General features: G+C 59.3%; 10 protein-coding genes and 5 pseudogenes. 13 read left to right on the top strand and 2 right to left on the bottom strand.

All coding sequences use genetic code 11. The annotated features are described in order from the left end of the window. Positions 1-87 precede the first annotated feature (87 nt). Together GWE18_RS39380 and ald are read left to right on the top strand one after the other, a co-directional pair. Positions 88-1,317, top strand: coding sequence for an IS1182 family transposase (locus GWE18_RS39380; RefSeq protein ID WP_342804336.1), 1,230 nt, complete (start codon positions 88-90; stop codon positions 1,315-1,317). Between the two features lie 1,031 nt (positions 1,318-2,348). After that, complete coding sequence (gene ald / locus GWE18_RS39375) at positions 2,349-3,461, top strand: alanine dehydrogenase (RefSeq protein WP_275190917.1); 1,113 nt, start codon at positions 2,349-2,351, stop codon at positions 3,459-3,461. Positions 3,462-3,852: 391 nt separating this feature from the next. Here the strand turns inward: ald and GWE18_RS39370 are convergent. Continuing rightward, positions 3,853-4,160, bottom strand: a pseudogene (locus GWE18_RS39370) (MFS transporter); the annotation flags it as partial. A 135-nt stretch (positions 4,161-4,295) separates the two neighbouring features. On the opposite strand from GWE18_RS39370, the pseudogene GWE18_RS39365 reads away from it, so the two are divergent. From GWE18_RS39365 to GWE18_RS39315, 9 genes and pseudogenes are all read left to right on the top strand, one after another. Next, positions 4,296-4,481: pseudogene (locus GWE18_RS39365) on the top strand (3-methyl-2-oxobutanoate hydroxymethyltransferase); the annotation flags it as partial. Between the two features lie 965 nt (positions 4,482-5,446). Continuing rightward, complete coding sequence (locus tag GWE18_RS39360) at positions 5,447-6,196, top strand: hypothetical protein (RefSeq protein ID WP_275190914.1); 750 nt, start codon at positions 5,447-5,449, stop codon at positions 6,194-6,196. 1,278 nt (positions 6,197-7,474) lie between these two features. Then, entirely contained in the window at positions 7,475-8,398 is a 924-nt protein-coding gene (locus GWE18_RS39355) for a TauD/TfdA family dioxygenase (RefSeq protein ID WP_275190913.1), read from the top strand. Between the two features lie 1,116 nt (positions 8,399-9,514). Beyond that, positions 9,515-10,099: pseudogene (locus GWE18_RS39340) on the top strand (DDE-type integrase/transposase/recombinase); the annotation flags it as partial. Positions 10,100-11,445: 1,346 nt separating this feature from the next. Next, positions 11,446-11,649, top strand: a complete 204-nt coding sequence (locus tag GWE18_RS39335) for a hypothetical protein (protein ID WP_275190911.1) — start codon at positions 11,446-11,448, stop codon at positions 11,647-11,649. Then, entirely contained in the window at positions 11,646-11,879 is a 234-nt protein-coding gene (locus GWE18_RS39330; RefSeq protein ID WP_275190910.1) for a hypothetical protein, read from the top strand. The genes GWE18_RS39335 and GWE18_RS39330 overlap by 4 nt, the downstream gene beginning before the upstream one ends. A gap of 415 nt (positions 11,880-12,294) precedes the next feature. Continuing rightward, a complete protein-coding gene (locus GWE18_RS39325) occupies positions 12,295-13,860 on the top strand; it encodes an aldehyde dehydrogenase family protein (RefSeq protein WP_275190909.1) in 1,566 nt (521 codons plus the stop codon). A 684-nt stretch (positions 13,861-14,544) separates the two neighbouring features. Beyond that, complete coding sequence (locus GWE18_RS39320; protein ID WP_275190908.1) at positions 14,545-15,402, top strand: MaoC family dehydratase; 858 nt, start codon at positions 14,545-14,547, stop codon at positions 15,400-15,402. A gap of 269 nt (positions 15,403-15,671) precedes the next feature. Beyond that, positions 15,672-16,844 (top strand): annotated as a pseudogene (locus tag GWE18_RS39315) (IS1182 family transposase); the annotation flags it as partial. Positions 16,845-16,960: 116 nt separating this feature from the next. On the opposite strand, the pseudogene GWE18_RS39310 reads toward GWE18_RS39315, so the two are convergent. Then, a pseudogene (locus tag GWE18_RS39310) lies at positions 16,961-17,689 on the bottom strand (transposase); the annotation flags it as partial. 643 nt (positions 17,690-18,332) lie between these two features. On the opposite strand from GWE18_RS39310, the gene tesB reads away from it, so the two are divergent. Together tesB and GWE18_RS39300 are read left to right on the top strand one after the other, a co-directional pair. Continuing rightward, the gene (tesB, locus tag GWE18_RS39305; protein ID WP_275190916.1) at positions 18,333-19,193 is read left to right on the top strand and encodes an acyl-CoA thioesterase II; all 861 of its coding nucleotides are present in this window, start codon (positions 18,333-18,335) and stop codon (positions 19,191-19,193) included. Between the two features lie 588 nt (positions 19,194-19,781). Further along, positions 19,782-20,033, top strand: a complete 252-nt coding sequence (locus tag GWE18_RS39300) for a hypothetical protein (RefSeq protein WP_275190907.1) — start codon at positions 19,782-19,784, stop codon at positions 20,031-20,033. Positions 20,034-21,816: the final 1,783 nt, after the last annotated feature.

The following is a 21,816-nucleotide window of genomic DNA, read 5'->3' as shown; positions in this document are numbered from 1 at the left end:
GCCGCCATCCTGCCATGATACAGCTCCTCGTTTCGCCGACCGCAAACGAGGAATCCGCCAACAGCCCGTCCGTTCCACCAATTCAGCCTGCTCCATCAGCGCAGGTTTCATGGAATCGGTCGTCTAGGCAGCTACCGGAGCTGGCTGGGTCAGCCGCCGTTTGATCCGCGGATGATGACGGCGCTGCTTCTACACGGCTATGCGAGCGGCATCTACTCGTCGCGGCGGATCGCCAGGGCGACGGTGGAGCGGGCGGATTTCATGATGATCGTGGCCGGCGACCCGGCGGACTTCCGCACGATCTCGGAGTTCCGGCGGCGGCATCTTAAGGCGCTGGCCGACCTGTTCGTGCAGGTGTTGAAGCTGGCCGAGAAGGCCGGGTTGGTGAAGCTCGGGCACGTGGCGCTTGACGGCACCAAGATAAAGGCGAACGCGTCCAAGCACAAGGCGATGAGCTACGATCGGATGAAGAAGCGGGAAGCGGAGCTTGCAGCGGAGGTCGATCGCTGGCTCAAGGCCGCCGAGGCTGCCGATGCGCAGGAGGACAAGCGCTACGGCGACAAGCGCGGCGACGAGATGCCCGATTGGGTGGCCGACAAGCAGAAGCGGCTTGAGAAGATCCGCGAGGCCAAGGCCGCGCTGGAGGCCGAAGCCAAGGCCGCAGCCGAGGTGGAACGCAAGGCGCGGGCCGAGGAGCGTCGCGTCGCCGAAGGCGGCAAGAAGAGCGGCAAGACGCCGACGAAAACGGAGCCCGACGGCAAGGCGCAACGCAATTTCACCGACCCGGAAAGCCGCATCCTGAAGACCAAGGACGGTTACATCCAGGGCTACAACGCCCAGGCCGCGGTCGATGGTGCCCATCAGATCATCGTGGCGCAGACGCTGACCAGTTCCTCGAGCGATCAGGCGCAACTGGCGCCGTTGCTCGACGGGATCAGGCCTAATCTGGGGACCAATCCCGACGAAGTGTCGGCCGACGCCGGCTACTGCTCCGCCGCCAATCTTCGCACGATCAAACGGCGGCGCATTGAGGGCTACATCGCCACCGGAAGGCAGAAGCACGGCACCAAGTCCGCCACCGCGGAAAAGCCTTCAAGAGCCGGCTCGCTGATCGCCAGGATGAGCACCAAGCTCAAGCGCGCCGGCTACCGAAGTCGCTACCGCTTGCGTAAGCAGATCGTCGAACCCGTGTTCGGACAGATCAAACAGGCAAGAGGGTTCAGGCAATTCCTGCTGCGCGGCATCGACAAAGTGAAGCCCGAATGGGCCCTGATTTGCACCGCTCACAACCTCGTCAAGCTGGCGAGGGCCGCATGAGCCGCTATCATTCGGATAAAACCGGCTTCCCGATGCTAACTGGACAGGCTCCTAGGCACGACACGCAAGATCTCGTCCCTCTTGGGCTCGCGGCTTTGCAGACTGCGGCTTCGTGCTGGTTTCAGGTGGGGACGGCCTCGATGTCATGGATCAACACAGCGGCGCGTGCCGGCGAGCCGTCCACGGCTGAGCGACCGCCCTCGGCCTTAAGCTCGGCGGAGTCGTGGAGACCTCGCCTCACTTCGGTGGTGAGTGCGGCTTTGAACTGGGTAGAGCTTGCTTCCTGGCCAGCGGCGGCATTGACCATGTTGCGATGCAACTGGCGCTCACAGGTGTCGCAAAGAGGAAGTTTCGCATCTTTGCCGAAATTTGCGTCTCGTATCGTCGCAAATGGAAGTTTGCGGTTGCTTAGAGCCGACCTCAAATTCAGCCGTTGCCAGTAGGTCTTAGGCGAAGGATCTGAGACCGTGTCGCAGATAAGCCCGACCGCTCGCACCTGTAGTTAGCAAGCATAATCAGAGCGCGCAGCGGAGAAGCTACATCGCATCGTAGCGCCCAAGGTGGCGGTCCAGTGCATTCTTTCGAAGCGATCGATGTCTCGAGCGAGCCACCACGATGAGGATCACTTTCCGACATCAAAAGCTGTGGATCACTGATCTGCACTTGACGGCGCCAACTTCGAGAAACTCAGCGCCTCGTCACGTTGACTGTCAAATGTGACCTAACCAGCACGACGGTGTTGAGGCAATTCGGTTCAGGCCAAGATTGGCCTGATGCTCTGGATTTATCGCGCGCTGCCGGGCGCGCGATCGCGATGCTGCATATTCCAGTTCGATTCGAGAGCTCTGTCTAGCTGATCCGCGTTGATAAGTTCGGCGAGGATTGTCATATCGTTCTTGTCGCGGCCATTTATTTGGAATCCTGCGTAAGAGACCAAAGATCGCTGAATTTCTGCGTTGTTTGAGCTGTTGCTTTGCAATTTCGCAGCGCTCTTCCGGTTAGAAGAGGTTGTCCAATTACGGAGATCGCAAGTGAACGTCGGTGTTCCCAAGGAGATCAAGACGCACGAATATCGCGTGGGCCTGACGCCGGGAGCCGTCCGAGAATATGTGGCGGCCGGCCACAAGGTGGTAGTTGAGACCAATGCAGGCGCCGGCATTGGCGCGACAGATGAAAATTATCGCAGGGCCGGCGCAACGATTCTGGATTCCGCGCACGAGGTCTTTGCATCGAGCGAGATGATAGTAAAGGTCAAGGAGCCCCAGCCGTCCGAATGGACCCTTCTGCGAGAGAATCAGATCCTCTTCACCTATCTGCATCTGGCGCCGGACCCGGAGCAGGCTAAGGGCCTTATAAAATCTGGCTGCACCGCAATCGCCTACGAAACCGTGACTGATGTGCGTGGCGGACTTCCGTTGCTTGCGCCGATGAGCGAGGTCGCGGGCAGGCTTGCGATCGAAGCAGCCGGTGCGGCGCTGAAGCGGTATACGGGCGGGCGGGGACTGTTGATTGGTGGCGTACCGGGTGTTCAGCCAGCCCGTATCGTGGTGATCGGAGGCGGCGTCGTCGGTACCCATGCGGCACGAATGGCGGTCGGTCTGGGTGCCGAGGTCACGATCCTTGACCGTTCGATATCGCGGCTTCGTGAGCTAGATGAGCTGTTCGAAGGGCGCGTCCGTACCAGGTTCTCGACAATAGACGCCGTCGAGGAGGAGGTATTTGCGGCGGACGTAGTGATTGGCGCGGTGCTCGTTCCCGGCGCGAGCGCGCCGAGGCTTGTCGGCCGCGGCATGTTGACTTCGATGCGTAAAGGCTCGGTGATCGTGGATGTAGCTATCGATCAGGGCGGCTGCTTTGAGACATCGCGTCCAACCACCCACGCTGATCCAACTTACGATGTGGACGGCGTCATTCATTACTGTGTAGCCAATATGCCGGGAGCTGTCCCGCTGACCTCGAGCCAGGCCCTGAATAACGCCACGCTGCCATTTGGTTTAGCACTGGCGAAGAGGGGATTTTCCGCCGTGCTCGAAAATCCGCATCTGCGCGCAGGCCTCAATGTCCACCGAGGCCGGCTAACTTATAGAGCCGTGGCCGAGAGTCTCGGCCTGCCATTCTCACCGATCGAACAGGCTGCGGCCTGATCCCAGAAGCCCGTTGAGGGCGTTTCCTCCCTGACTTGGGCCACTCCTTCGGAGTGGCCCATTTTTTAGGACTCTATCAATCTGCTAGCGTGGTTTGACTTGCCTTGGAACTCGAAGATTAAGCCGGGCGGCGATCCCAGAGCTGCTCGACAATACGAAACGCATCGTCCGGGCCAATGAAGATGACGCGGTGCTCGGTGGCGGGTAATTTCGCCTTGATCGTTTGGAGGCAGAAGATCCACGGCTCGTTGTTTTAGCGAGGTCTTCATAGACCCGTTCCTACTGGCGTGCTCCTCGGTTATGGGGAAGGCCCGGTCGCCGCGGTGACGCATTGTCGCCTTTTAGCTGCTGACCAGCTTCCGCTTAATCAGAAATGTCAGATCTTTTCGTTCTAAACGGACTGCCTTCCACCGCGCTTGCAATTCCACCGGGGCAGGACTTCGATCGCTGCGCGGTCGGGCACGTCTTCCCTCCAGCGCACCGATCCGAACGGGCGCTCCAGCATACGGCGGATACGCACGGGGTCGGGGCCGATGTGGAAAGCCACCGCCTGCCGATCCAGCGCGCGCTCTGACTGCGTCGAGCGGTTGCGTTGGCGTAAACGTCGGGCAGGGATAGCGTTTCGGGATCGGCGGTGTCGCGCGCAATCGACCAGCCATAGGCGCCATTGCGTTGCCGCGACAGCTGCACGTCCTGCATATGACGCTTTAAGCGCCTTTCGCTCAGTCTGGAGACGCAAGTTTCTTTTTCCTCTCACGCTTGACGTTTTCTCTCGCCTTCCCCAGGAATCACCGACACTAGGGATGCGGGTCACTCGACGGATCGGGATCTAAGATGAGCCACATTTCAGAGCCGTCTGTTCAACATGTCACGATTCCAGTTCTGCAGCGACGGGAGGAGGGGAGTCGTAGCGTAATGAGCACCGCATATGACGCGGTTGCGGCACGCATCGCCGATCCGATCGTGGATATCCTACTCGGCGACAGCATCGGCAGCGTTTGCCTCGGGATCGATGACACATGTCGGTCAGCATGGCTGATTGTGCAGAATCAGACCATTCGCTGTAAGCGTTTGAAGTATTTGCCTTGCCTCGTTGGCACAAAAATGTTGGGGACGGTAATAGGTGCTTTTTCGTGATCGTAACCGGCCCCAACGCTAACTCACGTTCAATCCTTTCGACGCACGGCTAGTCACAAGATTTTTTATTTCACGCATCAAGCTCGGTCACTGGATACAGTACGGCTTTGTCGATCTTGACGTGTGCGGGTCCGTTTCGCATCGCGCGCCAACTGGCGCCCGGGCCGGGTCAGTGACGAGTTAACTCGTCTGCCTTAGTTGATAACCAGAGGATGGCGAGACGAATCGTCATAAAGATACTTGCGCCTCCCAGCCTCAAGTCCGCGATATATGCTGGCGCACAAGGCTGCGGGAGTAGTCATGGCGGGCCCGAGGAACACGTCGTATGAAGAAAAAATCTGATTGCGAGCAAGCCATCCGCTCACTCGCTCGCGACTGGCTAGCTACGCTGCCGGAGGGCGCGCGAGAGAATCCAAGCTGGTGGCGTTCAAGACCTGGCGCTGGGAGAAAAACACTACTCCCATTATCTCAAATTTCGGTCCGTCGCTGGGCCTGACTACGATGCCGAAGCGTGATTCGACGACGCGCTGGGCCAGAACTGGCGGCGCTAAGTCAAGTGTTCGCCGAGTGACGCCGAGCCAAGCGCCAGTGTGCGCTTAGCCGGCCGATCAACGCTTGGAATACGTCAGTGTGCTACAGGAGGTATGTGATTGCCATGATCAGCGGGATGCCGCTCGTAAGTCTCAATTCGTCGGTCATTGCGGTCTCCTCGCGCAATCTCGGCGGACTTCCTACTGATTCGGGTTTCCTCCGGCTATTCTTGCCATCGATCGGTCGACGGGTTAGCCGGCTACGCTATGGTTCATGACGGCTCGGGCACTGGCGGTAGGATAAACTGGGGAGACGTTGTGAAGCTGACTCTAAGCGAGATTCATCCTGGATGCGTCGCGGTCCAGTGTGAGGCCGATCGCGATGTCTACCAATCCCTCAGACCGGGTCAGCCCCTTTCGGATCCGTTGCCCATCAAGGAAGTCATCTGGTTCGACGCCACCAAGTCAACAATCATCATTCGCCCGATTATCACCTACCCATCCGAGCGATGCTTTGAAGCCAAGTACGACCGAATCGAAGAGATCGTCCTGGAAGGTTTCGATGTTGAGCTGCCCGAAGATGAAAACGCTGTACATGAGGCACTCTTTCATCTTCCCGCCGGCTTCATCAAAAACATCGACGCTGGCCTTGGCTTTCCAAAGGAATATCGCTCGATCGTTGACAGTATCGAGGAGATCGACGGCGTCAAAAGCCTGGTCATCACCAAGCGAGGTTCGACGCGTCTGGATGACGCGTGCTTCTACCTCGCTTACCGCGACTTCGAAAAGCTACGCCTGTCGCTGTCGCGAATTACGCGCGGATACCAGCGTGAGGGAAGAATCGACCGAGCTATCCAAGCCCATAACGCGCTCTTGACAACGCTGGACCCCCAGCGATTTCCGGAAAAACGACGGCCGCTCAAGAAAGACACTATTTCCAATTTGCTTGTGGGTCGCGATCACTCCAAGTCCGAGCTTTCAAAAGCCGATCGGGCTGGCATGGTCACGGCGAAGTACAGCATGGAGCGATGGGGCACGTTCTTGCAGGTCTCCTACAAGTTTGACTGAAGTGAGCTGCTGTCGGCTTGATGGAGGCATGGGTGTGTTATGCAGCCGGAGGTCGTCGATGAAGAGAAAAGTGCGGTCGCGAGTTCAAGATCGAAGCGGTCAATCTGGTAAGGCAACGCGGGGTGTCGATGGCGCAAGCCGGCCGCCAGCTGGACGTGCACGAGAATGTCCTGAGCAATAGGAGGAGTTCGGCGCCGATCCCAGGCCTTTCCCGGTCACGGGCTGTTTCTACCCAGCGCAGGCGCGCCACGGCCAATGACCGGCACGAACATGTCGTCGTGTTGGCTCAATATCTGAACGCTTGGATAGCTTTCCGACCGGTCTTGCTCCTTGTGCTCGCACTTCATCTGGCGCGCTGGACAGTTTTCTAGGATATCGTCGGGGTTGCACCGGTTGTCCTCTTAGATGTCTGCACTACGAGTGCTGCGCGGACCGTCTCGGTCGATGAATGGCAGCGCACGTCCCGATAGGTTGCGAGCCAGGATCGCGCCGCCACCTGATTGTCAGCGAGGTCACCTGGACCGCGACGCTCCTTGGTTAGGGACTCGCAAAGCGAGTAATAGAATCGACGATTAAACTGCAGTCGGAGTTGAACAGGCGCAGATGTCGCTTCGATCTCTCGCTCCGCGAGAAGTCGGAAAGTTGGTCCATATGTGACAGGAGAATGAAACAAGCACACATTGAACAATTGATACTGGGAGCAAAATGTTGCTTCGTACGTCAAAATAGACCTGCAATAATCACACGACGTATGGTAGAGTACTTTGTAAGGTCATGCAGAAGTACCTGTGCGATCATACTGATGAGGTAAGGCCGAGAGCTAATTCCGTTCGTCCGTTTTTCGCCTCCGCGTGAGATGGTCGACCAAACGTCATCCAGAAATATTTCAGAGCTTTGCGTGCCGCCGAAGCGAACATTGCTCGCCATCGAAAAGAAAGCTGGTTTCGTTTCATGGACTGGACATCGATTGTCCTTATGATTTGCAATATCAGAACGAGGTCGTTCATCATGCTGCATGCCGATCCTGGAAGCGTTGTCCGCGAGTTCCTTCGTCTGATCGGGGCTGATGTAAGACTGGGTCCTGATCGCGACGGAGCAGATCATAAGATGGTCGTGGTCCGTAGCCGACGATCCTGCTTGGCTTTTTGTTGCGGCTAACGGAGCACGTTGCGGCCGAGTAGGGCCCCGTCACCCAAATGACTTAGTTGGCCCCCGCCGTCAGTCTCGCGACCATGCATCGCGGAGCTGTCTAGGCATCACGATTGTGAGAGGACGATCATGAGTAACACGACGACCATTCATAACGCCATTCCGAGAGCGGACATCATCAAGCACGCGGTCCGGCTTGGTGCCGAGATCAAGAACATCAGGCTATCGGACGAGTTGTCCGACGAGGTGATCCGAGCCATTAGCCGGCTGCTTCTCGAGCATAAGGTCATCTTCTTCCGTGATCAGGGACATCTCGATGATGCCGAGCAGCAGCGCTTTGCTATCCGACTCGGCTCGCTGATACCGCGTCCCGCAATCCGTACGACCAAGGGAGCGTCTACCCCGGCAATGGCGTCGGGGCGCAGGAGCGGGCTGGCCGACCAGATGCACATGGATGTCAGCTTCGGTGATGCCTGTCCAAAGATCTCGGTGGTTCGCGGCGCCGTGATCCCGCCTTATGGCGGTGAGATCGTTTGGTCGAGCACTGCGGCTGCATATCTTGCCCTTCCGGAGCCGCTGCGGATGCTTGCCGACAACCTCTGGGCGGTGCGCTGCAATGCCTATGATTACACCGTGGCCGGGCGCGCCACCGAGGACAAGAACCATTTCGACGATGTGTTCACCGGAACAAACTACGAAACCGCGTATCCGGTCGTTCGCGTCCATCCCGAGACCGGCGAACGCATGCTCGTGATCGGACGTTTCGTGCAGCACTTCGTCGGCCTGCAGAAATATACGAGCCAGAAGCTGTTCGACCTGCTTCAATCCTACCTCGCCGCGCCAGAAAATACCGTTTGCTGGGGCTGGAAATCGGGCGACGTTGCAATCTGGGACAATCGCGCGACCGAGCAGCACGCCGTCAATAAATCCGGCAATCAACATCGCATGGCGGGCCACGCCGCCATCGACAGCGATGTGCCGCTCAGTATCGTTGGTCGTCGCAGCGTGACGCGCATCAAGAGGCCAAAGCCGCAGGCGACCAAGGCTGCCTGATTTGGGCTTACTCTATCGATAGACGCAAGCGATTCGAGGTTCGCGTCGCAAAGCTTTGTCGCGCGCCGCGCGATGTCGACTGCTTTGGCGCGTTGACGGGTCTTTCGCTCCCGACCTTTGCGGCGTTACCGCTCGAGAAGTCCGAAATCCACAATAGAGGCTTGGCCGGACAGCTGACGTTTTCCACGATCACCGAAGACCTCGGCTATCCTGCACCGTTGAAGCTCAAATGGCGCCGCAACCTCATTAGCGGGTAGCAGACATCCAGATCGTCTACTTTTGACATCAGCGTCATCGGGCGGCGACCCAATTGGCTCGCGCTGAACGCGACGATTGAAGTCTCGCGCGTCGGTCTCGGCGGAGGGTTTGCGGTTGCCGCCCATGAAACGAAATCTCTCTCGCAACAAAGCCCGGCGCGCATGCGACTGTTGAGATCCGCGAGCACATTCATCGGCTTTTTTTGCAAATCGACGCCTCAAACCATCGATCGCTTGAGTTGTTCTGCGAGTGAGGAGGGAGATTGAAGTGCGCGGAACCGATCGGTGATCGGACCGCTTTCGCGGTATCCTCAGCCACATGAAGCTTCTATGAAAATGATGTCGCACTGTTTCTGATCGCTCGCTCTGAGCGTGGAGCGGCGGCTGCCTCAGCCGGCGCAAGTACAAATTCGATGACTCGCGACGTCATTCGTTGTATCAATGCGCAGGCTTAAGGACGGTAAATCACAAAGTCATTTGCGCCGCGGTCAGCGTCGGCAATTGATCTGTTTATACCCTGGAACACGCGTTCCAGTATAAGTCATTGTCGAGCTTAATTGGAGGAGACCTTCACATGTTCGACTCCGAAACCACCGTCCGTCTGCGTATGGTTCTGGATAAGGTTTGCAAAGAACTCTCGCTTCATGAGACTGGCACTCGAACGCACGTCGCTTCCAAAATCCTGGAAGCCGCCTCCGGAGGAGACACGTCCGTCGAGGTTCTCAAGCAAGTTGGCCATACGGCATTGACCAGCGCTCCGACCACGTGGCCTTAGCAAGGCTCCCGCCGCTTCCATCCGCTGAGTGGCGGCTCGGGCGACGAGCTCACCGGCAAATGGATTGACCACGGCTGCGCCAATCGCTACGAGCGCGAATATCCCAGCGAATTGATCCACATCGACATCAAAAAGCTCGGCAAGTTCAACCGGATCGACCACCGCATCACCGCCGATCGAACCGGCCAGAGCAACACCCGTGCGATCGGTTGGGAGTGCGTTCACGTCTGCATCGACGGTGCTTCGCGTGTCGTTTTCAGCCGGGTGATGAAGGATGAGAAAAGGGAGGAGTGCCGTGGCTTTCCTGAAAGCCGCCATCGGCTTTTACGCAGGCCTGGGCGTGACCATCCAGCGCGTCATGGCCGACAACGGCTCCTACTATCGATCCAGAGCCTTCGCCAAGCCCTGCAAAAAGCTCGGCCTCAAGTATATCCGAACCAAGGCCTATATGCCCGAGACACAATGGAAAGGCCGAACGCTTCGTCCAGACAAGCTTGCGCGAGTGGGCCTGTGCACGTGCCTACAAACACCCAAACGAGCGCCCCGCTGAGCTGCCAAGATGGGCTTTACCGCTACAGCTGGCACCGCCCGCATGGTAGCATCGATTTTTCCAAACCACCAATCCGCAGATTCGGCTTGGCCAGGAACAGCCTGTTGAGCTCCACGTCTAGGCGGGACTATAAAGAACGGGACCTTTCGGCAAGCTCGGCCCGTTTTCTGAGAAACCCAAGGACCTCAGGTTCGCCAAGGTAGGCGCAAAGCCATCTCCCCCCATGCAGTGACTATGAATGTCAGGCAGCTGGAGGCGCAAACCGGATTGCCGCGCTTTGACCCGCGCAATGGCAGTTTGTTGCGCTGACGCTACGCGCAACCGCCGGCTCGGCTAGTCGGACTCCGTCGAAAAGGACGCTCGCAAGCGGGATTTGAGCGTCGACACGAGGCTCGTTGCATTAATCAAGATCGAAACGCCGCTACAGTCGGCAATCAATATTTCGTCACAGTCAGCGGGATCGACGGAGAAGAAATCCGTATGCCAGGAGACGGACCACACCATGACCGACCGCGCGTGCGCTTGATAGCTCCGGATATACTGCTCTCAAGCGAGGGGGCGGCGCACAGCAGATGCTTCAACCGGCCTAGGAGGATGCCCCCCAATACGTGGTCCTTCGTCAAAAACGTGATTCTAACGAGAATTTCTCCTCAAGACCTTGTGGCAATAGGGGAGTTCCTAGAGCCGATCGTCCTGAAAGAACGCATGGTGCTGCAAGAGCCGAAAAGGCATCCTGATCACGTCTACTTTATCGAGTCGGGCCTCGTCTCGCTAAGGATTGTCGCGGCGGGAAGCATCCTTGAAATGGCGGTGATAGGACATGGGGGCAGTCGGCGCTTCGCTCTTTGAATAGGCTGGTGGAAGCATATGATTTTGGCTCGAGCCACTTGATGACCGGTTGGCCCGATGGTGCGACCTCAAATGCGCGGATCTTTTGAAAGATCTCAGACCGGAGTAGAGCACACTAACGGGCCCTGCTATGAAATTCATACTCGTGAATCATAGGACGCCGCGCGGCGACAGAACCTGCAGCGGATGTTCTCGGCCCTTAGGTCCAGGGTACGCGCGAGATGTGGCAAGAGAGAATATTGCGACTTCGATTGCTATCGACGCTGCTAGTTAACGGACATCGCGTTCCCGTACCTTACTGCTCGAGCCGGAGATCTGGTTTCTCTTGGACTCGCGGCCTTGCTGACTGCGGCTTCGTGCTGGTTTGAGGTCGGGCGGCCTCGATGTCATGGATCAACACAGCAGCATATGCCGATGAGGCGTCCACGGCTGAGTGATCTTCCTCGGCTTAAGCTCGGCGGGAGCCGAGCAGACGAACGCACATCCATTGCAGGGACTATGGTTTGTCAAATGCCACAGGCGCGTTCTTCGCAAAGGCGACTCACATCGCTAAGCAATTACCAAATGAGCATTTACAGCGAGCCCATTACTTGGAATGGTGCGTGAGCATTCCATCTTGGGACTCGGCTCTAGCGGCGTGATCATCACGGTCAACCGCCAAGGCCCGGACGCGCAGCGGGGCGTCGCCCGCCGCGTGCTTGACCAGAAGCTGAAGCGTCTGCACGCCCGCCGCGTCGCCATCGGGGACCTGCTTTGGCGGCTGAACTGGGGCCTCGCGGACGCTGTGCCGGCCGCGCGCTGCGGCGAGGGCGTTCCATGAGGATCGACTGCGAGGTCCACGCCTTCCGCCGAGAGACCCGGCGGGCCGCGCCCATCATCGACGGCTCCTTGGAAGAGCTGGAAGGCGCCGCGTGCGACTGCGCGATCTCCGGGCTGGTCCTGGTCCAGCCCGCCTTCCTGTACGGCGAGCCGACGGAGCTCTTCGCCCACGCGAGCCAGGCCCGAATGCCGGTGATCATTCCGCCCCTCGTGCAACGACTGGTCGCCTGAGGTCCTCGAGGAATGGGGCCAATCAGGCGCCGCGGGTCTGGCGCTAACCCTCGACGATCCCGATCCACTGACCGAGTCACTCGAGGCTGCCCTTCAGCTGGGCTTGTTCCTGGAATGGCCGCGCCCGTTTGTCCGAATCCCGACCCTGGGCGTCTACAACCCGACATGGACGGCAGACAAGATGGAGGCTTAAGATGATGCCGGTCGCCTCTCTTCCTGAACTTGTGATGCACTCGGAATCCGCGGTAACCGGGAAAGCCGCGCTCGATCAGACGCTGAAGCAGCTTCGATCGCTCCCGGCGGACGCCCCGACGAGGAATAACCATTGACCAAACGGTCACTTCAGTTCGATCAAGGAGCCGTCGCACGCGGCGGCGACAGGGACATTCAAATCAACGACGGTCGGAAAGCTGCCATGTCCGTCAAATCCGCCGCACAGACGCAAGCCTGCGACACCGATCTTGCGGTAGAAACCGACAGGCTTCTCACCGAAGTAGGCGTCAGCCGCAGTAGCTACACGGAGGGGACACTTGCCGTGCAGACGCCGATCACCGGCACCTCCATCGGGTGGGTCAAGGAAATCAGCGTCGGGGACGCAGCGGCGGAAATCGAAAAGGCTCACGCGGCTTTCCGCGTATGGAGACTGGTGCCCGCACCGAAACGCGGCGAGCTGGTGCGGCTGTTCGGCGAAGAGCTGCGGGCCAACAAGCCGGTGCTGGGCCGGCTCGTTTCGATCGAGGTTGGCAAGATTGCATCCGAAGGCCTCGGCGAGGTCCAGGAGATGATCGATATCTGCGATTTCGCTGTGGGGTTATCTCGCCAGCTCCATGGCCTGACCATCGCCACCGAGCGCAGTGAGCATCGAATGATGGAAAGCTGGCATCCACTCGGCGTCACGGGCATCATCTCGGCTTTCAACTTTCCGGTCGCTGTCTGGGCATGGAATGCGGTGCTGGCACTTGTCTGCGGCAACAGCATCGTCTGGAAGCCTTCGGAGAAGGCCCCGCTAACCGCGCTGGCGACCCAGGCATTATTTGACCGAGCGCTGGAGCGCTTCAGGCTGGAAGGCGGGAGCGCTTCGGAAGGGCTCGCAGTCGTGCTGTTTGGCGGCCGCGACATCGGCGAAGTGCTTGTCGACCATGCCAAGGTACCCTTGGTCTCGGCCACCGGCTCGACGGCAATGGGCCGCGCCGTCGGTCCGCGGCTCGCCAAACGTTTCGCGCGCGCGATTCTCGAGCTCGGCGGGAACAATGCGGCGATTGTCGCGCCGACAGCCGACCTCGATCTCACCCTGCGCGCCGTCGCCTTTGCCGCCATGGGAACGGCCGGCCAGCGTTGCACGACGCTACGCCGTCTCTTTGTCCACGAGAGCGTCTACGACAGCTTCGTGCCACGACTGAAACGCGCCTACGCCTCCGTGACCATCGGCAATCCGCTTCAAAATGGGACTTTGGTTGGGCCATTGATCGACGGCGCAGCCTATCAGGCAATGCGAGGCGCGCTCGATGCTGCAAAGGATGCGGGAGGCCAGCTTCACGGTGGCGAACGTGTTGTCATCGAGGGCGCAGCCGATGCCCACTATGTCCGTCCGGCCGTGGTCGAGATGGCAACGCAGACGGGGCCGGTTGAGCGCGAGACCTTCGCGCCGATCCTCTACGTGATCAGGTACAGAGATCTCGATTCCGTACTCGAACTGCACAATGCCGTTACGCAAGGGCTTTCGTCTTCGATCTTCACGAACGACCTGCGCGAAGCCGAGACGTTCCTTTCGGCGCGTGGCTCCGATTGCGGCATTGCCAACGTCAATATCGGACCGTCCGGCGCGGAGATCGGTGGCGCATTTGGCGGCGACAAGGAAACGGGTGGCGGACGCGAGTCCGGGGCCGACGCATGGAAGGCCTATATGCGTCGTGCGACGAATACCATCAACTATGGCCGCACGCTTCCGCTCGCGCAAGGCGTCAAGTTCGACGCGGTATAAGAAAGGCAGTCCCAATCCGATCGTCGCTCTTCCAGCTGTTCGAGCACCGCCCGTCGACGATCGGCGTCTCGGAGATCCTGAAGATCGCGGGATCTGCTACGGAACTGGAGCGGCAGGGAAAGGAATTTCATCGCCTCGGCACCGGCGAGCCTGATTTCGATGCGCCAGATCATTAAGGAAGCGGCGCCATATCATTGCAATTCAAAGTCAGACCGCAACGGGCTTTCAAGAGGGAGTTGGATATTCCGTCCTCAATTGGAGTGCACAGACCAGGGGAGAGGATCACTGCGCGCGGCTTGAGACGTGCGCAATTCGTGTCCAATCTGTTGGCGGTGGCACAAAGCCCCGTCAGGTTGAGGACCCGGCCATCTTCGGGCGCCGAAGACTTTCCAACGCGTATTCAGGCGCTTGATGCGCGCCAACGGAGCTGGCATGGCCATTGCTTTTGCGCAGCTGAGGGCCTGAGTCCACTCAGACGCGCAAGGCGAGTGCTCTTCTTCTCGAACCCGGTGTGCCGCTTTCTTACCGAGACAGGCTCGGGCATAAAGTCGCAACGTTTGGCGTCAGCTTTGGAGAGCAACATGGTTCTGTGATCTGGTACAGCTGCAAAGGGAAACAAATATATGACAGCGGACATGAGTTCTAAGAGACTGGGTCACGAGAACAGCGACAAGGAAGGGCGCGATGCCAATCGACTATCCAGCGGTACTCAAACTCAAAACCGAAGCGGCTCCCTATTCGTGGAGCAATCGCGAGGTGATGCTCTATGCGCTTGGCATCGGGATGGGCACCGATCCTCGGAATGAAAGAGAGCTGCAATTTGTCAACGAGGCGTTTGCAACACCAAAGCCGCTGAAGGTGGTTCCGACCTTTGCTTCGGTCTGTGTATGGGGGGCGCGACCCGGAGTCATACACCTCAACCGCTTCATGGTCGTTGATGGCGAGCGCGACATCACGTTTCACAAGCCGATGCCTGTCGCGGCCAGCGTTACCGCGGACGCTCGCGTGCGCGGCGTGTACGACAAGGGCAAGGAGAAAGGCGCGATCATTCAGAACGAAATTGTGGTCAGAGATGGCGATCGTGATATCGCCACCATCGTTTCCTCGACCTTTGCCAAGGCCGACGGCGGCTTTGGCGGGCCATCAGAGGGAATGCCTGAGCCGCACCAAGTGCCCCGCAGGGCGCCGGACAGGTCAATCGATATCCCGATCCGGCCCGACCAAGCACTGCTCTATCGTCTCTCGGGCGACCGAAATCCCTTGCATAGCGATCCGGAATTCGCGCGCCGGGCCGGTTTTCCCAAACCTATTCTCCATGGCATGTGCACGTATGGATTGACCTGCAGGGCCGTTTTGCAGACGTACGCCGACTACGATCCCTCTGCCTTCCAGCGTCATCGGGTCCGCTTTTCTGCCCCGGTGTTCCCGGGTGAGACCATTACGGTTAGTCTCTGGAAAGACGGCAATTCGATTTCTTTCGAAGCTCATGTTCGAGAGCGTCAGGTTATCGTCGCCAAGAATGGGCAGACCTTGCTGGGCTGAGGCTTTTGCGGCGCATCAACCCAAGAATATGCGGCAAAACGCCTTTTGTGCCTTAGCCGCTATACGGAACCGTTACAAAGAACCATCAAGCTCATTCGCGCGAGTTCGCGCGCTCGGTTCACGGAGTTGGTGGATCGGTTGAACCGCGCGCTACGCGGATGGGCCTCTTGCACCACATAAGCGGAAAGGCTTCGCCTCTTTGTCGTTGCAGTGCAAGAGGTGCTGCGCCGCGATCTGTTGAGCGGTCATTTGTTCTGCTTCCGCGGACGCAGGTCGCTGACTGTTACTGCGCGAATGACGGCCCGGCATCGATCCCGAAGCGGCGGTACGGCTGATGCTCGCCGTTCTACTCATCGGCATCGTGCACGATCGCAAGCTGATGCGTGAAGCTCAGGTCAACATCGCGATCCGCTGGTTTGTCGGTTATAGCCTGCATGAGCAACTACCGCACCATTCAAGCCTGAAGCGCATTCGCCAGCGCTGGGGCGAAGAGCGGTTCCGTAAGATCTTCAAGCGCACGGTCGAGGCCTGCCTGAAGGCCAAGGTCGCCACAGCGGAGGTGGTCCACATCGATGCGTCGCTGATCCGCGCCAACGTGAGTTGGGATAGCCTCACCGAGCAGCATGTGCTGGATGTACTGAGCGAAATCAGGCGAGGATGAAAGCGAGGTTGAGAGAATGGGCCGGCAGAGCGGCAAGTACAAGAAGGTCTGCACGACCGATCCCGATGCAACGATGGCCACGAATGTCCGCAACCGGCGGCTGGAGCCCTTTTACAAGCAGCACACGGCCGTCGATGACAAAGGTCGGCGTCATTCTGGACGTCGCGGTCACAACTGGACAAACGAACGAAGGCGAGATGATCGAGCCGCAAGTCGATGAGGTTGAAGCGATTACAGGCATCGAAATCAAAACGGTCACCGCCGATGTCGGCTATGCCTACGCTAAAGTCTACGGCGCTCTTGAACGGCGCGGCATCGATGCCCTGATCCCAGCTAAAGCTGAACCAATCAAGAGTCGCGTACCTCTCAGACGCTTCCGGTACGACGCCAAGCACGACATCCTGAAGTGCCCGCGAGGACGTATCTTGCGCCCCGCGCGACCCATCAAGCACGGCCGTTTCTTTTCCTCGAAGGCGAAGGATTGTTCCCGGTGTCCGCTCAAGGGTGACTGCCTATCGAAGGGGCGAGTTAATAAGGCAGTTGTTGTGGGTAACGACTATCCTGCACTGCTCCGCGCCCGCCGCCGTCGCGAGCGATGGAGCTGGCAAGATCGACGGCTCTATCAGCGCCATCGCTGGCGTTCAGAGGGCTTCCATGGCGAAGCCAAGACCTGGCATGGGCTGGCGCGCGGCGTGGTCTACCGAACATGAAGATCCAGGCCTACCTGACGGCCGCCGTCATCAACCTCAAGCCGCTGGCAGCCGCTCTTGTTGCGCTTCTTTTTGTGCTTGATCGTCTCCCCTCGACGCGTTGCAGTCGGCATCGCGACGAGTGGAGGGTTGATGTGAAGGCATGAATCGGCCGGTTGCCGCATCGAGCGGATCCGTGAACCACTTTCTTCAACGACCCCACGCGGCAACGCTGCCGACTGGCGTTGAGCACCTTGGTGACAGTGGCCTTGATGCCCTCACGTCCATCGGACACCACCAGCTCGACGCCGCGCAGGCCGTGGCGCGCGAGCTGCGCAGGAACGCCGTCCAGAACGTCTCGGCTTCGGAGGGGCCAATGTCCATGCCGAGAACTTCGCGCCGGCCGTCACAGTTGACGAAACCGCAACGATCACCGCGACCGAACGATGCGGCCATTCTGGCGCACCTTCACGTAAGTGGCGTCGATCCACAAATACGGCCAGTCGCCCTCGATCGGACGGGCGAGGAACGCCTTCACCTTATCGTCGATCTCGGCACAGAACCGGCTCACCTGGCTCTTGGAGATGCCGCTCATGCCCATTGCCTGCACCAGATCGTCCACCGAGCGGGTCAAGACGCGCTGCACATAGCCTTCCTGCACCATCGCGGTGAGCGCCTTGTCGGCCATGCGGCGGGGCTCCAGGAAGCCAGGGAAGTAGGAGCCCTTGCGCAGCTTGGGATGCGCAGTTCGACCCGGCTCCCAGGTCCGGTCGCGGTAGCCGTTTGCGTTGTGCCAGACGCTCGGGGCTCTTCTCGCCATAGGTTGCCCCGGTCTGGCTTTCGACTTCCAGCTCCATCAGCCGCTCGGCGGCAAAGCCGATAATCTCGCGCGGCAGATCCGTATCAGGGTCTTCTCCACGAGCGTCCGCAGGTTCATCTCTCGTCGGTCATCGGTGGTTCCTCGAATCAGGTTGGTTTCAGCAACCCGACCCTACCGGCGAATCGCCGGTAACCACCGCAAGGCCGTTCGCCGCAACAGCGCTATTTGAGGGCGCGCGTGCGGACGGCTTTGCTCTACCGAGCTACACCATCACAGGGGACACGACCGACCGCTGTCGTTTCAGGTGCCTTATTATCGTGTTCACCCGTGTCCAGTTTAAAACGTCAATGTCCGGAGCCCGACACTAAGATGTCAACGTTCCACGGGTGCGGCATGAAGCGCATGGATTTCCGCCTTTCCAATTGCGGCCCGCACAGCTGCTTTTTACGGCACGCCGATTGCTCTGACGTGATGGACCCGTTACCAGAATCGCGTTCTCGCAGTCCCTGCCCAGGAGTCCAAATGAAACGTCTCGATTTCATCCAAATGAATGCCGTAGACGGCGCGCACCGGTTGAGTGCGATTCCGCCAACTTAAGGTCGGCTGCGTCTCCAGGAACGCGAGAGACGGACGAAACAAGGGCCCAACGGTCCGATACGTGATTCGAGGACGGCTCGAAAGAGCCGCCCCGGGATGTCAAGATGTCAGTTCATGGTTGTGGCAACTCCGAAATAATGCCGAAGAAACTGAATACACGCCAATGCCCAAAAACCACATCGACCTGCTCGCTATCCTCGACCTCGAACCGATCGAGGTGAACCTGTTTCGCGGTAAGAGTCCGAACACCAGCTCGCAACGGGTGTTCGGCGGCCAGCTAATCGGGCAGGCGATGGTGGCCGCATGCCGCACGGTCGAGGGCCGCCTACCGCATTCGCTGCACTGCTATTTCATGCAACCCGGCGAACCGCAGGTGCCGATCCTGTACCAGGTGGAACGGCTGCGCGATGGCAAGAGCTACTCAACCCGGCGCGTCACAGCGATCCAGCACGGCAACGCGATCTTCTCCACAATGGTGTCCTTCCATGCCGAGGAGCAGGGCGCCTTCGACCATCAAGACAAGATACCCAACGTGCCGCCCCCGGAAGAATTCACGGTGAGGGAATTGTCCAAGCAACCGATGTTTCTCGAGTTGCCGGAAATGATTCGTCACTATTATGGGTCTGATGGTCCGGTTGAATTGCGCCCGGTCGAAATCGACCGTTATATTGGCCAAAAAATCGACGACGGCCGCATTCACATTTGGATTAAGACCGCCGCGAAGCTGCCCGATGATCCGGCACTTCATATGTGCGCGCTGGCCTATGCCTCGGATTTCTCTCTGCTCGATACAGTCATGGCGCGGTACGGCCGCACGCTGTTGGACGAGCGGATGATAGCGGGAAGCCTCGACCACGCAATGTGGTTTCACCGCCCGTTCTGCGCCGACGACTGGCTGCTCTACGCCAAGGAATCACCGAGCGCGCAAGGCGGAAGAGGCCTCACGCGCGGCCTGATCTTCAAGCCTGACGGCACGCTGGTGGTGTCCGTAGCCCAGGAAGGCTCGGTGCGCGAGCGACGCTGAACCAGCACGTGCGCACAACCGCGTCTGGTGATCCGGCCGCTTCCACTATCGCGCTCTCGGTATCCTGCCCTATCACCACGGGCCCTACTTCGTTGCAGGGCGCGGGCATCCAAAGACGTGTGCACTCGGCCATGATCAGGGCACCGGCACTCTTCAACTTTCGTAAACTTGCAATCTCAAACCCAGGCTCGCGCGAAACATCGACTTCCGCTCAATGACTTCGGCCGAGGCCATTACCTTCCTGACCGATGCCAAGCTGGTCAAGCGCGCATCAAGGCGGAGAGCGACGTTGGCCGCATCGCCTCCAGGCGCTTGAGATAGCAGCGGCCAAGCTGTCCGTCGGTCTTCATGTGGACCCTATCACCGGCTCGACGGCTGCGCGGCGCGCCTGAGCTCGCGTTTGATTACACCGAATAGACCGCGCTTCTGACCTGAGTGAAGACGCGGCGCGGGTTTTCCGATTCGTGGCCGCGATGGTCCTTGTCGAAATAGGTGCGCTCGGCGCAAGCTGGTGGAGCGTCTCGCGCCGTGATCCCAACGCCGCTCACGCCGGGGTCGGCGCTAGCCCCCCGCGGCCGTCGACACCGGGTGGAGACCCTACTCGGCGCAGATCCGGCAGACGGGCAAGAGCGTGAGACCGGGCGTATAGATCGCGGTGAGGATCAGCTGCGCCATCCACACCTGATCAGCACGAAGAAGGCGGAGATCATCATCGCGATCAATTCGGACAGAGCGGCGCCGATCTTCGAGATCGCCGATCTCCGGAGCGCCGGCGATGCGCTGCAGATCGTTCCGGAGGTGGCGCGACTCCTGGCGGAGTGGTCCGGAGTGCACACGTAATTCCGCGCAACGGCCGGGTCGATCCCTTGATCAACTTCTGGATCCCGCGGCGACGCCTTCGGTCGGCACTACGTCGAGCCTCGGCCGGGCGCTCTTATTTCTAGGTAGCGGACCGATCGCTTGCCTGCACCGCCCTGCATATCATTTCAGTGGCGAAGCCCCGGCTTGCGGATCAGTCATTGGGTGAACGTAGTCGAGACGGCGCTGGCTGCCTGAAGTTTTCGTCGGGCCGGCTGGTGAGGTGTGCTCGAGCGCGATGTTTAACAAGCATTTTCCAGCATCGCGATCGGACTAACCGACCAAGCCGGCCGAGCCTGCTACATCGAACGGCTCCCCAATCTAAGCTGACCGTATTTCGAAGAGTTTTGGAGCTTCGGCGTCTTGCAGGAGAAGCTCATTTATGACGCGCTTGAGTTCATCGACTCGGGGGACATCAGGATCAACCTATCGCGTACGAGAACGGGCTGGTGCTGGCAGGCGAAGTGACCTTTGCAGAATTCGCACGAACGTCGGCATACTGTTCCAGCTTTCAACCTGTTTCGCAGAAGCTGCCCTCGACGATGTCGGCTGGCTCGAAAACGCGCGCGCGCCGCGTACCGCGTCAAGAAACCGAACGTTGCGCCAACGCGACCCTGGAGAGAGCCGACCGGGCGACAAGATGAAAGCGTGCCTGCGCAGCTCTCAGGCGGCCAGAAGCAACGCGCGGTTTGCGTGCGCTTGATCGTGCAGTCGAAAATCATACTCTTCGACGGAGATCACCGCCGCCTTGGATCCGGAGCCCGTCTAAGAAGAGCTGGTGATACGCCGATCGCGCGAGGCGCCTCACGACGCGACGCAGTTGATTGCGCGTCTCTTGAAAGTCAAACGCGACGTCGTTCGGTGGGAATTGCCAACAAATGCGAAGCATTCGCGGCAGTCGAGTTGGCCCGATTGTTCCGGGCGCCGCCAGTCCCGTGTCTGAAATCCGACACGTGTCGTAAAGCAAACCGGACTTGCCCGCAAAGCGTAGCCTTTTTGGCCGCATGCTGGCTGGCATGGGACTTGCTGGACTCGTCCTGAATAGACGCGAGCAGCGAGGGCGAACGATGGCCAACCTGACCGACAGCGCGGTGAAGTCGTTAAAGAGCGCGACCTCCTCGGGAGCCGACGAGCGCTCTGCGGATCACTGTCGAGGCAGACGCCTGCGCCGGATTCAAATTTATGATCGTCTCGCCAAACAGGCGAAACCTGACAAGACCGAGATCGAACGAGGCAGCGTCAGATTTCCGTCGACAACAAGAGCCACAAGGATCTCGCCGGCACTGCGATCGACATCGTGCTGGCGCTGGAAGGCTCCGGTTTCACCTTGGACAATCCGGACACAAGCTCGAGTTCCTAGAGCTGAGCGCGTATTTCGGACATTTGAGGTGTCAAAAGCTGCACGTCCAGGCCGAAGAGCAAAAAGAATTGCTAGTCGCCAAGTGCTCCGATCGCGAGCGGATCGACTGCACTGCGCTCGACGAGATTCGCCACGAGGGATAGTCCCTTGCCACATCGCGACCAGTGCGCAGCAAGCTGTTGCGATGGGGCCGTTCTTGAGTTTTCCCGTGGTCCTGAAAGGAATTTCGCCGAACCTGCCGCACAGGATGGAGATCGGGCTCACACGCCTGGGCATCGAGGATCCTAACTCCGTCGCTGAGGCATGCGCCTCGTTGCAAGACGCGCGGTCGCGTCATGCTGGCAGACACCCGCGAGCCTGCATTGTCGGGCAGTCAGTCGTTGGATCGGGAGTCGAGCTGGTCCT

This window comes from Bradyrhizobium sp. CSA112 (genome assembly GCF_029051645.1).
GTDB lineage: Bacteria > Pseudomonadota > Alphaproteobacteria > Rhizobiales > Xanthobacteraceae > Bradyrhizobium.
This window is presented reverse-complemented; position numbering and strand designations above follow the sequence as displayed.